The organism is Streptomyces sp. NEAU-W12 (assembly GCF_026242095.1).
Classification (GTDB): domain Bacteria; phylum Actinomycetota; class Actinomycetes; order Streptomycetales; family Streptomycetaceae; genus Streptomyces.
The window spans coordinates 50,038-63,173 of sequence record NZ_JAPJDM010000030.1 but is presented as its reverse complement, the minus strand read 5'-3'; the positions used below and the strand labels follow the sequence as shown (position 1 = coordinate 63,173).

The following is a 13,136-nucleotide window of genomic DNA, read 5'->3' as shown; positions in this document are numbered from 1 at the left end:
GCGCGCCGGCGCGCCGTCAGCCCGTCGTGGACTGCGCCGGACCGGTGGCCGTCTTGCAGCTGGGCTGCCGGGCCATCGCCTCGCCGACCTCGCCCTCCTCCAGCGTCTTGAGGGCGTCGTTGCCGCTCTTGCTGAGCTTGTCCAGCTCGGCGGCGATGTCCTTCAGACCGTCGGCGAACTTCGCCTGGTCGTCCGTGTCGAGTCCGTCGACCTGCTTCTTCAGGGAGGCGTACGAGGCGGAGATGCCGTTGAGTTCCTTGACCGCGTCCGTCTGCTTCTTCTCGCCGTTCTCCACGTCCGGCGCCCCCGCCTTGGTCACGGCCGCACCGATCGCCTTGTAGGCGTCGGACATGTCCTGGAAGGCTTTCGAGTCGGTCTTCCGGACCTCTTCCGGGGTGCTGTTGTCCGAGGTCTCCTTCTGGATCGCGGCGTTGGCGGCCTGGATCTTCTTCGCCTGCGGCTGTACCGCGCCGCAGACCTGGTCCGCCCAGGAGTTCAGCTTCTCGTTGTCGTCGTCGCCGCCGCATCCCGTCAGCGCCAGTACCAGTACCGCACCGCTGGACAGCGCGGCCGCGAGCTTCTTGTTCACCGGATCGGCCCCTTCCATGACTCCCGGCCCCGGAAGATACACGCCGGACGCGCGACACCTCCCCGACGAATGTCTGCTGAGACCACCATTGAAGCCATTTGCACCATCGAGAGAAGGCTCATGACGAGGGGCTCACCGCACACAGCGCGGGCGGGCGACGCGTCATCACGACGCGCTGCCCGCCCGCACCTCGGACGGGGACTCGGTGGCGTGCCTACGAAACCACCGCCGGGTCGGCCGATGTGGAGTCCGGTTCGGCATCGCCTTCGGCGCCCATGGCGATCCCACGCCGTTTGGACACGTACACCGAGCCGACGATCACAGCCAGGGCGAGGACCGCGATCAGCACCCGTACGCCGACGTTCCTGTCCGCGCCGTAGGAGAACTGGATGACCGCGGGCGCGATGAGCAGCGCGACCAGGTTCATCACCTTCAGCAGCGGGTTGATGGCCGGTCCCGCGGTGTCCTTGAAGGGGTCGCCGACGGTGTCGCCGATGACGGTCGCCTCGTGGGCCTCGCTGCCCTTGCCGCCGTGATGGCCGTCCTCGACGAGTTTCTTCGCGTTGTCCCACGCGCCACCGGAGTTGGCGAGGAACACCGCCATGAGGGTGCCCGAGCCGATCGCGCCCGCGAGGAAGGCGCCGAGTGCCCCGACGCCGAGCGTGAACCCGATGAAGACGGGTGCCATCACGGCGAGCAGACCGGGTGTGGCGAGTTCGCGCAGGGCGTCCTTGGTGCAGATGTCGACGACCTTGCCGTACTCCGGTTTCTCGCTGTAGTCCATGATTCCGGGCTTCTCGCGGAACTGCCGCCGCACCTCGAAGACCACCGAACCCGCCGACCGCGACACCGCGTTGATCGCCAGTCCCGAGAAGAGGAAGACGACCGCCGCGCCCGCGATGAGCCCGACGAGGTTGTTGGGCTGCGAGATGTCCATCATCAGGCTCATCGGGGCGCCCTCCCCGCTGAGCCGTTCGCCCACCTCCCGTGCGCCGGTGGTGATGGCGTCGCGGTACGAGCCGAACAGCGCGGCCGCCGCGAGAACCGCCGTGGCGATGGCGATGCCCTTGGTGATGGCCTTGGTGGTGTTGCCGACGGCGTCCAGGTCGGTGAGCACCTGGGCGCCGGCACCCTCCACGTCGCCGGACATCTCGGCGATGCCCTGCGCGTTGTCGGAGACCGGTCCGAAGGTGTCCATCGCGACGATCACACCGACCGTGGTGAGCAGGCCGGTACCCGCGAGCGCCACCGCGAACAGCGCCAGCATGATCGACGTACCGCCGAGCAGGAAGGCCCCGTACACGCCGAGGCCGATCAGCAGGGCGGTGTAGACGGCCGACTCGAGCCCGAGGGAGATACCGGCGAGCACGACGGTGGCCGGGCCGGTGAGCGAGGTCTTCCCGATGTCCTTGACGGGGCGCCGGGTGGTCTCGGTGAAGTAGCCGGTGAGCTGCTGGATGAGGGCGGCGAGGACGATACCGATGGCGACCGCGACGAGCGCGAGGACCCGCGGGTCGCCGTCCTTGCCCTGGATCGTCGCGTCCGTGACACCGTCGAGCCCGGCGTACGACGACGGCAGATAGACGAACACGGCGATCGCGACCAGGACGACCGAGATCCCCGCGGAGATGAAGAAGCCGCGGTTGATCGCGCTCATCCCGCTGCGGTCGGTGCGTCTGGGGGCCACCGCGAAGATGCCGATCATCGCGGTGAGGACGCCGATCGCCGGCACGAGCAGCGGGAAGGCCAGTCCGGCGTCGCCGAAGGCGACCGAGCCAAGGATCAGCGCGGCCACCAGCGTCACGGCGTACGACTCGAACAGGTCGGCCGCCATGCCCGCGCAGTCGCCGACGTTGTCGCCCACGTTGTCGGCGATGGTCGCGGCATTGCGCGGGTCGTCCTCCGGAATACCCTTCTCGACCTTGCCGACCAGGTCGGCGCCGACATCGGCGGCCTTGGTGAAGATGCCGCCGCCGACCCGCATGAACATCGCGATGAGCGCGGCCCCGAGCCCGAAGCCCTCGAGCACCTTCGGCGCGTCGGCCGCGTACACGAGCACCACGCAGGCGGCGCCCAGCAGACCGAGTCCGACGGTGAACATGCCGACCACACCGCCCGTACGAAAGGCGATCCTCATCGCTTTGTGCGAGACGGCGGTGAGATCCTTTTCCGGCTCTCCCGGAGCCGGTGTCGCCTCGCGGGCCGCCGCGGCGACTCGCACGTTGGCGCGGACGGCGAGCCACATGCCGATGTATCCGGTGGTCGCCGAGAACGCCGCTCCGATCAGGAAGAAAACCGATCGTCCGGCACGCTGGTTCCAATCGTCCGCGGGCAGCAGCAGGAGCAGGAAGAACACGGCTACGGCGAATACGCCGAGCGTGCGAAGCTGGCGGGCCAGATAGGCGTTGGCACCCTCCTGGACCGCTGCGGCGATCTCCTTCATTTTTTCGGTGCCCTCGCCGGCCGCGAGCACCTGGCGCACCAGGATGCCCGCGACGGCCAGCGCTGCCAGTGCTACGAGCCCGATGACCACCACGAGCACACGGTTGCCGTCGGTCAGCACGGCAGCTGCGAGGGAGAGGGGTTGGCCTGGCTGATGTGAGAGCGAAAGCTCCGCCATTCGTCCTCCTTGACGCTTGGGCTGAGCTCAAGATGTGGACGGGATTGTAGGTACCCGGAACCTGATCAAAACAGAGTGCGTTAAATGTAAATGGCCGCACGTGCTCTTCACGCAATGATCGCCGGACGACCCGGGAACCACAATCCGTAATGCCACTGAGGCATTCGGGGGACCATTCACCTGATCAGGCGGATGATCCTTTCGGTGATCGCGCAAAAACCTTTTTGATCACCTGGCTGGTCGTGAATGAATTCACGCGGTGAACGGCGCTGCGGACAGCCCGCCCGGAGCCGCTCGCACGCTCCCGGGCGCACAGGACCGTATGCCCGGGGACCACCCGGAGGGGACTGAGGGTGAGGACGGAGCCTGAGGGCGGAGCGCGGGGGCGGCCGGTACAGGGGCCACTGTAGGCGCGGGCGATCACACCCGCACATGCCGAAGGGCCCCACAGGTGGTGGGGCCCTTCGGTACGAGCGAGTCGGGCACGCCCGACCAGACGGGTCAGACGGGTCAGACGGGGAAGGTGGCCGGCGGCGTGGTGGACCACCTCATGCGGATCGATCCGCCGTGTTCCCCGGCACTGACCTCGACATCGTCGACGAGTCCGCTGATGACCGCGAGGCCCATCTCGTCCTCCTCGATCTCGGCCTCGGTGCTCCCGGGACCCCCGCCGGGCGTGCGCCCGCCGGGAACCGCGTGGGGCGCCTCGTCACCGACCTCGATGGAGAACTGCTTCTCCTCCTCGATCAGCAGCACCTTCACAGGGGCCGAGATGCCGCCGTTCTGGTGCAGTCCGACGGCACGCGTGCACGCCTCACCGACGGCCAGCCGGACCTCGTCGAGGACGGCCTCGTCCACTCCGGCCCTGCGCGCCACCGCTGCCGCCACCAGGCGGGCGGTCCTGACATGCTCGGGCAGCGCGCTGAAGCGGAGCTCAACGGTGGCCATGCATCCCCCTCGCAGACTTCGGGCGTGCTGTGGGGAGGCACCGGGCCGCCGAAGAGCCCGGTCCTCCTCGTACTTCACTGCTGCTCCCGGACGCGGACGCCCGGGACCGGTGATCAGTCGGTGGCCGCCACCGCTTCCTCGACCGAGGTGTGGATCGGGAACACCTTGGTGAGGCCGGTGATACGGAAGATCTTGAGAATGCGCTCCTGGTTGCAGACCAGGCGCAGCGAGCCCTCATGGGCACGCACACGCTTCAGGCCGCCGACCAGCACGCCGAGTCCGGTTGAATCGAGGAAGTCCACACCCTCCATGTCGACGACAAGGTGGAAACTGCCGTCATTCACCAGCTCGACCAGCTGCTCGCGCAGCTTGGGCGCGGTATATACGTCGATTTCGCCACCGACCCTGACGATCGTGCGATCGCCCATGGTCTCGGTCGACAGGGACAGGTCCACGGATCCTCCAGCACCTAGCTTTCGAGCGGTCGCCCTTGGGGCATCTCGGCTCAGCCCCCGGGACGGTTCGCCAGCCGCGATGGCATTCAATCACTTACCGGCAGGCGTGCACGACGCCTTGGACCCATTGTCCGTCATGCCGGTGACACACTCGGTGCCGATGGCCAAGAATCTCCGACCCGATCGGCCCCCGGCGGACAGCACACCCCGGCCCTCGCCGGGGGCGCTCCTCGACCGGCTCGCAGCCGGACCGAGCAGGGCTTCGCGCATTACTCATACGGAGCACTTGCCCCCGCGCGCGGGTCGCCATGCCGTCTGGCCGGACCGGATCCGGGCGGAGGTGCTCGCCGCCGTGCAGGCCGCGGGCATCGACCATCCGTGGGCCCACCAGGCACGCGCCGCCGAGCACGCCCTCGACGGCGAGTCCGTCGTGGTCGCCACCGGTACCGCCTCCGGCAAGTCCCTGGCGTATCTCACGCCCGTCCTGTCGGCGCTCCTGGACGGCTCCGAGGCCCCGAACGGCCGCGGCGCGACCGCCCTCTACCTGGCCCCCACGAAGGCCCTGGCGGCCGACCAGTGCCGTGCTGTGAAGGAACTTTCACAACCTTTGGGCCATTCGGTGCGCGCGGCGGTCCACGACGGCGACACCCCGTTCGAGGAACGCGAGTGGATCCGCCAGTACGCCAACTACGTCCTGACCAACCCCGACATGCTGCACCGGGGCCTCCTCCCGTCCCACGCCCGCTGGTCCTCCTTCCTGAAATCGCTGAAGTACGTCGTCGTCGACGAGTGCCACACCTACCGGGGCGTCTTCGGCTCGCACGTCGCCCAGGTGCTGCGCCGGCTGCGCCGCCTCTGCGCCCGCTACGGCGCCTCGCCCGTGTTCCTGCTCGCCTCCGCCACCGCCGCCGAGCCCGCGGTCGCCGCCCGCCGTCTCACCGGTCTGCCGGTGGTCGAGGTCGCCGACGACGCCTCACCTCGCGGTGAACTGGTGTTCGCCCTCTGGGAGCCTCCGCTGACCGAGCTGCACGGCGAGAAGGGCGCCCCCGTCCGGCGTACGGCCACCGCCGAGGCCGCCGACCTGATGACCGACCTCACCGTCCAGGGCGTCCGCTCGGTCACCTTCGTGCGCTCCCGGCGCGGCGCCGAGTTGATCTCGGTGATCGCCCAGGAACGCCTCGCCGAGGTCGACCGCTCGCTGGCCCGGAGGGTGGCGGCCTACCGGGGCGGCTATCTCCCCGAGGAACGCCGCGCCCTCGAACGTGCCCTGCACTCCGGCGAACTCCTCGGACTGGCCGCGACGAACGCCCTGGAACTGGGCGTGGACGTCTCCGGTCTGGACGCCGTGGTGATCGCCGGTTATCCGGGAACCCGGGCGTCCCTGTGGCAGCAGGCGGGCCGAGCGGGCCGGTCCGGGCAGGGCGCCCTCGCCGTCATGGTCGCCCGTGACGATCCCCTGGACACCTTCCTCGTCCATCACCCCGAGGCCCTGTTCGACCGGCCCGTGGAATCCACCGTCCTCGACCCCGACAACCCCTACGTGCTCGCCCCGCACCTGTGCGCGGCGGCCGAGGAACTACCGCTGACGGACGAGGATCTGGCACTGTTCGGCCCGGCCACCGAGGAGCTGCTGCCGCAGCTGGAGGCCGCGAAGCTGCTCCGCCGCCGGACGAAGGCCTGGCACTGGACCCGCAGGGAACGGGCCGCCGACCTGACCGACATCCGCGGGGAGGGCGGCCGTCCCGTCCAGGTCGTCGAGGACGGGACGGGACGGCTGCTCGGCACGGTGGACGCCGGCGCCGCGCACACGACCGTCCACGAGGGCGCGGTCCACCTGCACCAGGGCCGCACGTATCTCGTCCGCTCCCTCGACCTGGAGGATTCCGTCGCCCTGGTCGAGCAGGCCGCCCCGGCCTACACGACGGTCGCCCGCGACACGACGTCGATCTCCTTGCTGGAGACGGACACCGAACTCCCTTGGGGCGACGGCCGTCTGTGCTTCGGCTCCGTCGAGGTCACCAACCAGGTGGTCTCCTTCCTGCGTCGACGTGTCATCACCGGCGAGGTGCTCGGTGAGACGAAACTCGACCTGCCGCCCCGTACGCTGCGCACCCGCGCGGTGTGGTGGACGGTCACCGAGGACCAGCTGGACCGGGCCCGGATCAACCCGGAGATCCTCGGCGGCTCCCTGCACGCTGCCGAGCACGCTTCGATCGGCATGCTGCCCCTCTTCGCGACCTGCGACCGCTGGGACATCGGCGGGGTCTCCGTCCCCCTGCACCCCGACACCCTGCTGCCCACCGTCTTCGTCTACGACGGTCATCCGGGCGGGGCCGGCTTCGCCGAGCGCGCCTTCCACACCGCCGGCGACTGGCTCACCGCCACCCGGCAGGCGATCGCCTCCTGCGAGTGCGAGGCCGGGTGCCCGTCCTGCATCCAGTCCCCCAAGTGCGGCAACGGCAACGAGCCTTTGCACAAGCGAGGTGCGGTACGGCTCCTCACGGTGCTGCTGGAGGGGGCACCGGTGAAGGAGGACGGGGCGGGGGAGAGCGAGGCGGAGCGGGCGGGCAGTACGGGCCCGACGGGCGGTATGGCGGCGGAGGCCGGCCCGGGGTGAGCGGCAGCGGGGGCCACCGGACCGGCCGGCCCCGCCCGTGCCCTGACCTCCGCCTCGAACAGTGCTCGTCCTGCGGCCACCGACACGTCCGAGACCTCGCCCTCGAGGGTGCACCGCACCAGGCGCGTGCCCTGTGCCCCGGCCACCCGGTCGGCCCGCGCGCAGGCCGCCGTCGTACCGTCCATCCACCGGCCCGCCGCCGCCAGCGCGGCGAGATCCGCACCGCCGGCCGCCCGGTGCCGGACCACGACGGCCTGTCCCAGGGTGAGGACGGCGCCGAAGACGACACACAGCACGGTGATCGCCCCGACGCTCCAGACGGTCGCGGAACCCCGGTCGGGTACCTGTCCGGAGTACCGGCGCCGACCTGGGGGCCGGGCCTGGTGCCGGCGGTACTCCTGACGCCGGTCCGCGTCCCGGCACCGGTCGGGCTCCTGGTGGCGGTTGCCGTCCGGGCTCAGTCCCCGCCCGGGCCCGGCCGCCTCCCGTCCGGCCTGTGCGGCGCGCCCTCCGGCACGCTCCCCACGGGTACGGCGCTCGGCCCTCCGGTCCGACGGACCGGCTCCACACCCCCGCCCGCGCCCTCGGCCACGCCCCCGGTCGCTCTGCCGTCGCCGCCTGTCACGGAGCTCCTGCTTCACGTGTCCGCCCCCACGGTCTCCTCCACGGCCGCCACCGCCTCCTCCCGTACGTCGAAGGGCAGTCCGTGCAGCAGCGGGGGCCTGGCCACGACCGTCACGCGGACGTGCGTCGCCTCCCGGCGCACGGTGACCTCCGCGCCGGACGGTGCCGCCCGGCGGGCCACCTCGGCGACGGCACCGGGGGAATCCTGCCGGGCCGCCGCGCGGGCACCGGTGCGGGCCGCGTCCACGCACCGGATCTGCGCCGCCACCACCAACAGCGCCCACACCAGCGCCATCGCGAACATCACCAGTACGGGCAGCACCATCGCCGACTCCGCCGTCACGAAGCCGCGGTCCGAGCGCCGTTCACATGTCGCCATCGAGCGCCTGCTCCACGATCCTCGTCAGCGCCTCGTCGACCGGGCCGCTCGTGACCACCTTGTAGAGCACGACGGCGAAGGCCACCGCCGCCACGATGCCCATGGCGTACTCGGAAGTGACCATTCCGGCGTCCTTCCGTGAGGCGCGCCCCCTGCACAGCAGGGCATACAACCGAGCCCGTACCACCTGCACCACCTGATACATCTCCACTCCTTCATGCGAAAGTCCTGTTGAAACACCACTCGCCTGTCTGACGGTTCGTCCTGCCGCCGTTCCGGTTCCCTCCCGTCATCGACCACCTCCTCCCAGCACCCCGCCGGCGAGTCCGATCACCACGGGCAGCACGCCGACCGCGATGAAGGCGGGAAGGAAGCACAGCCCGACCGGCGCGGTGACCATGACGGCGGCCCGCCGTGCCCGTGCCGTCGCCTCGCGGGCCCACTGCGCGCGGGAGTCCGCGGCGAGCCGCGCGACGGGCGCGGCCATGGGGAGTCCGGACACGTCAGCCCGTTCCAGCAGCCTGGCCAGGGCCGCGGCTCCCGGCACAGCGGCCAGCCGGCGCCAGGCCTCGCCCGGTTCCCCACCGAGCCGTACCTCCGCCGCGCCTCCGGCCAGCGCGTCCCCGACCGGCCCGCCCAGGGCCTCACCGACGGCCTGCGCAGCGGGCACGGGTCCGGCGCCGGCCGCGATGCAGGCGGCCAGCAGATCGGCGGCAAGGGGGAGTTGCCGTGCCGCACAGGCCTGCGCGCGTTCCCGCTCGTGCGCGCCGGCCACCGTCTGCCGCAGGCGCCATCGCCACAGTCCGGTGGCGCAGGCCAGCCCGACCAGTACTCCGGTGGGACCGCCCACCAGTAACCAGCCCGCGCAGGCCACGCCAGCCGGAGGCAGCCAACCGCGCGCACCTTCCGGCACGGTGAGGCGCGGCCGGGCAGTCGCCTGTCCTTCGGCCAGCATCTCGGCCAGCCGTCGTCGCAGCCGGCGCTCGCACCGCACGTGGCGCAGCCACCAGGCCGGCCAGCCGAGCGCCAGCGCCGCCCCCACCACAATCCCCAGCCTGTGGACAGCCTCGCCGCTCATGCCGACACCTCCTCGGCACCCCGCATGATCCGCAGCACCCACCACAGCCCCAGGCCCTCCAGGACCCCGCCGGCCACGAGACAGCCGAGCCCCGACGGGGTGTGCAGGAGGACGTGCAGGGGGTCGGCCCCGAGTGCGGCGCCGAGCCCGAGCCCCAGGGCGGGGAGCCCTGCGAGTACCACCGCGGTGGCGCGGGCACCGGACAACTGGGCGCGCAGGTCGGCACGCTGGTCCCGTTCGGCACGCAGCGCCGCTTCCAGCCTGTCCAGTCCGGCCGCGAGTCCCGCCCCCTGGTCCACGGCGACCCGCCAGCACGCGGCGAGTCCCCGGAGCCCTTCGGCGCCCGGCTGCCGCGCCGCCGCCGCGAGCCCTTCCGGCACGTCCCCGCCGAACCGTGCCGCCGCCAGCACCGCCGCCTGGGCGGCACCGAGCCCACCGGAGTCCCGCACGGCCGGTGACAGCGCCTCACCCGGCTGCCGCCCCGCGCGCACCTCCCCGGCGAGCGCCCCGCACAGTGCGATCACCGCGTCGCCCCGGCGCTCACGGGCCCGGCGCTCCCCAGCGGCCAGCCGCCCCCGCCGCAGCAACGGCACCCCGACCGCGCCCGCGACGAGCGGCAGCGCCGATGCGCCCAGCAGCGCGAGCACCGCCCCGGCGGCCAGGGCCCACCATTCGGCCCGCAGTCTTCCCCGGATGCGTCCCCACGCGCGGATCACCCGGGGCCATCCCGGTGGCCCGCTCCCGACCGGCCCCCCGTGGGCCAGCAGCAGCCGCGCCCGCCTGGCTCCGGCCCGCCGGCCGCCCAGCAGCCACGCGGCGGCCCCCAAACACGCCATGGCCGTCCCCACCGACATCCCGGTCGGCATCCCGGCAGTCCCGTTCACCCTCGGTCCTTCCTCACCGTCTGCTGTCTCCACCGGTTCAGCGGCCCTTCGGTCAAGGGCTCCTCGGTCAAAGACCTCTCGTCCAGAGGCCGACCTCCCGCGAGCCGGCCTCCCACGAGCCGCCCGCTCACAGTCCGCCGCCGTCGGCGCCGCCGCTCCGGAGCAGGACCCGCAGCCGCTCCCATCCCCGCTCGGGGACGAACGCGTCGGAGCCCCAGCGCAGGGCGGGCACGGTCCGCACCAGCCCCGACGCGTCCCGTTCCAGCACGTGCAGCTCAGCGATCCGCCGCCCGCCGGTCCGGTCGCGGACGAGGTGCAGCACCACGGACAGGGCAGCTGCCAGCTGGCTGTGCAGTCCGAAACGGTCGAGCCCGGCCGCCGTGCCGAGCGCCTCCAGCCGGGCGGGCACGTCCGCGGCGGCATTGGCATGGACGGTCCCGGCGCCCTCGTGTCCGGTGTTGAGGGCCGCCAGCAGATGGACCACCTCGGGGCCGCGCACCTCACCCACGACCAGCAGGTCCGGCCGCATCCGCAGCGCCTGGCGCACCAGGTCCTCGAGCGTGACGAGCCCGGCGCCCTCCTGGTTCGCGGGCCGGGTCTCCAGGCGCACGACGTGCGGATGGTCGGGCCGCAGTTCGGCCGAGTCCTCGGCGAGGACGATCCTCTCGTCCGGACCGACCAGCCCCAGCAACGCGCTGAGCAAGGTCGTCTTACCGGTCCCGGTGCCGCCGCTGACCAGGAAGGACAGCCGTGCGTCGAGCAGTGCGCGCAGAATCCGGTCGCCGCCCGGCGGCACCGTGCCGGCCGCCGTCAGTTCGTCCAGGGTGAAGGCTCGGGGCCGTACGACGCGCAGCGACAGGCAGGTGCAACCGACGGCCACCGGGGGCAGCACGGCGTGGAGCCGCGTCCCGTCGGGCAACCGCGCGTCGACCCAGGGCCGGGCGTCGTCCAGACGGCGGCCTGCCACGGCGGCGAGCCGCTGGGCGAGCCTGCGTACGGCCACCGCGTCCGGGAAGGAGACGCCCGTCAGCTCCAGTCCGCCGCCCCGGTCCACCCAGACCCGGTCGGGCGCCGACACGAGCACGTCGGTGACCGACCGGTCGGCGAGGAGCGGGTCCAGCGGTCCGCTGCCGATCAGTTCGGACCGCAGGTGTTCCGCGGCGCCCAGCACTTCGGCGGCACCGAGCACCCGCCCCTGCTCCCGCAGGGCCTGAGCCACCCGCGCGGGCGTCGGTTCGGACCCGCTCTCCGCGAGCCACCGCCGTACTCCGTCGAGCAGTCCGGGAGGCGCCCCCGGCCCACTCCCGGCGGCGCTCACCGGCGTACCGGGCGTCCTTCCCGCCATCGGCGCCCCGGCCCCGTGCCCCGCCGCCCCGCCGCTACGGGAGCCCGCGGCAGCCACACCGCCGCCCCCGCCACCGGCCGGGGCCATGTCCCCGAACCCTGTTGGTGGCGTCCCCCACGACTCCGGGGGCAGGGCAGCCTCCCGGCCGCCCGCCGGCATCCCGTGCGGCCCCTCCGGCCTCTGACGTACTCCGATGTTCATGCGGCCCTCGCCTCCACCAGCGCCCGCTCCCAGAACTCCTTGCAGAACCGGGCCAGTGGGCTCCGGCTCGACGCCCCGGGTGGCCGTCCCGAACCGGGCGGGCGCTGCAGTCCGGGCTCGACGGGTACGTCGCCCACGAGAGGCAGGCCGAGCAGCCGGGCCACCTCCCGGTCGTCGAGGCCGGGCGCGTACGGGCCGCGCACCGCCACCCGCAGGTCCCGCAGCACCATGCCGACGGCGGAGACGACGCGTCCGGCCGCCGCGACGGCGCGCAGTTCGGCGGGGACCACCAGGAGCCCGAGGTCGAGTTGCGCGAGGATCTCGGCCACCCCGCCGTCGACGCGCCGGGGCAGGTCGACCACGACCGCGCCGCCCCCTCGCCGGGCCGCGGCGAGCACCGCCCGTACGGCCTGCGGCGGCACGGTGACGCAGTCGCCGCGATCCCAGCTGAGCACCCGCAGGGAGTGCAGTTCGGGCAGCGACTCCTCCAGGGCGCCACCGCCGACCCGCCCCCGTGAGGCGGCGAAAGCGGGCCAGCGCAGCCCTTCCGCCGTTTCGCCGCCGAGGACCACGTCGAGTCCGCCGCCCAGCGGATCCGCGTCCACCAGGAGGGTGCGCAGCCCCTCACGCGCCGAAGTGACGGCGAGCGCGCACGCGAGCGTGGAGGCGCCGGCCCCGCCCCGGCCGCCGAGGACGCCGACGGTCAGGGCCGGCCGGCCCACGCCCTCGGCCACATCGGCGATGCGGTCGACCAGCCACTGCTCGCCATCGGGCAGCATCAGCACATGGTCGGCGCCGATCTCGACGGCCCGGCGCCAGACCCCGGAGTCGTCCTGGTCGCGGCCGACCAGCACCACTCCGCGCCGCCGCGCGGCACCGCGCACGCGCCGCGCGGCGTCGTCCCCGACGAGGACGAGCGGTGCGGCCTCCCAGCTGCCCCGCTGCTCCGGTACCCCGTGGTGGACCTCCGGGGTGGCACCGGCCGCCGCGCACAGGCGCAGCAGATCGTCGAGAAGTCCGGCGTCCTCGGTGACGATCAGCGGTCCGCCCGGCCGGCCTCCGGCGGCGGGCGGATCGTGTGTAACGGTTCCTGCCATTTCCTTCCCCCTTCGCTGCATCACGCGCCGCCTCTGCGGCCCCGCGATTCCCAGACGTGTGAAGAACCGGCAAGCGGTCTTCTTATGAACGGCCGGTGGAAACCGGCCGTACGCGACTCGGCAAACGGAACGGGCGGTGAACCCGCCGCGAGCGGGACGCGCTGGAATCACGGTGCGGCGATCCGGAAAATCGTGTGGATCTTGGTCGAAAACTGTGGACAGTCCGACGCCTGTGAATATCGCCGTCACCCGTACCGGTGAGTCCCGGGCACCCCTGGGAGAATCTCGCAGAGCACCCC

11 protein-coding genes and 1 pseudogene are annotated in these 13,136 nt (G+C 72.5%); 1 reads left to right on the top strand and 11 read right to left on the bottom strand.

Annotated features, from left to right (window positions below; translation table 11 throughout):
• Window positions 1-16: 16 nt before the first annotated feature.
• From ORI94_RS30240 to bldG, 4 genes are all read right to left on the bottom strand, one after another.
• Window positions 17-607, bottom strand: a complete 591-nt coding sequence (locus tag ORI94_RS30240) for a small secreted protein (protein WP_266073163.1) — start codon at window positions 605-607, stop codon at window positions 17-19.
• A 196-nt stretch (window positions 608-803) separates the two neighbouring features.
• A complete protein-coding gene (locus tag ORI94_RS30235) occupies window positions 804-3,209 on the bottom strand; it encodes a sodium-translocating pyrophosphatase (protein ID WP_266073161.1) in 2,406 nt (801 codons plus the stop codon).
• Between the two features lie 510 nt (window positions 3,210-3,719).
• On the bottom strand, window positions 3,720-4,157 hold the full coding sequence (locus tag ORI94_RS30230) for an ATP-binding protein (RefSeq protein WP_266073159.1): 438 nt from the start codon (window positions 4,155-4,157) through the stop codon (window positions 3,720-3,722).
• Between the two features lie 113 nt (window positions 4,158-4,270).
• On the bottom strand, window positions 4,271-4,612 hold the full coding sequence (bldG, locus tag ORI94_RS30225; RefSeq protein WP_003991900.1) for an anti-sigma factor antagonist BldG: 342 nt from the start codon (window positions 4,610-4,612) through the stop codon (window positions 4,271-4,273).
• Window positions 4,613-4,691: 79 nt separating this feature from the next.
• Between bldG and ORI94_RS30220 the strand changes: the two genes are divergently transcribed.
• Window positions 4,692-7,229 carry a DEAD/DEAH box helicase gene (locus ORI94_RS30220; protein WP_266073143.1) on the top strand — a complete coding sequence of 846 codons (2,538 nt, stop codon included), beginning with the start codon at window positions 4,692-4,694 and terminating at the stop codon, window positions 7,227-7,229.
• Between the two features lie 86 nt (window positions 7,230-7,315).
• Here the strand turns inward: ORI94_RS30220 and ORI94_RS30215 are convergent.
• The 7 genes and pseudogenes from ORI94_RS30215 to ssd all read right to left on the bottom strand — a co-directional run.
• Window positions 7,316-7,525 (bottom strand): annotated as a pseudogene (locus ORI94_RS30215) (Rv3654c family TadE-like protein); the annotation flags it as partial.
• A 341-nt stretch (window positions 7,526-7,866) separates the two neighbouring features.
• A complete protein-coding gene (locus tag ORI94_RS30210; protein WP_266073141.1) occupies window positions 7,867-8,232 on the bottom strand; it encodes a TadE family type IV pilus minor pilin in 366 nt (121 codons plus the stop codon).
• Window positions 8,219-8,428, bottom strand: a complete 210-nt coding sequence (locus ORI94_RS30205; RefSeq protein ID WP_266073242.1) for a DUF4244 domain-containing protein — start codon at window positions 8,426-8,428, stop codon at window positions 8,219-8,221. The genes ORI94_RS30210 and ORI94_RS30205 overlap by 14 nt, the downstream gene beginning before the upstream one ends.
• A gap of 93 nt (window positions 8,429-8,521) precedes the next feature.
• The gene (locus ORI94_RS30200) at window positions 8,522-9,310 is read right to left on the bottom strand and encodes a type II secretion system F family protein (RefSeq protein WP_266073139.1); all 789 of its coding nucleotides are present in this window, start codon (window positions 9,308-9,310) and stop codon (window positions 8,522-8,524) included.
• Window positions 9,307-10,164 carry a type II secretion system F family protein gene (locus tag ORI94_RS30195; RefSeq protein WP_416237783.1) on the bottom strand — a complete coding sequence of 286 codons (858 nt, stop codon included), beginning with the start codon at window positions 10,162-10,164 and terminating at the stop codon, window positions 9,307-9,309. Before ORI94_RS30195 ends, ORI94_RS30200 begins: the two co-directional genes overlap by 4 nt.
• A gap of 157 nt (window positions 10,165-10,321) precedes the next feature.
• A complete protein-coding gene (locus ORI94_RS30190; protein WP_266073138.1) occupies window positions 10,322-11,539 on the bottom strand; it encodes a TadA family conjugal transfer-associated ATPase in 1,218 nt (405 codons plus the stop codon).
• A 197-nt stretch (window positions 11,540-11,736) separates the two neighbouring features.
• Window positions 11,737-12,837: a septum site-determining protein Ssd gene (gene ssd, locus ORI94_RS30185; protein ID WP_266073137.1), complete on the bottom strand. Its 1,101-nt coding sequence runs from the start codon at window positions 12,835-12,837 to the stop codon at window positions 11,737-11,739.
• Between the last annotated feature and the right edge of the window lie 299 nt (window positions 12,838-13,136).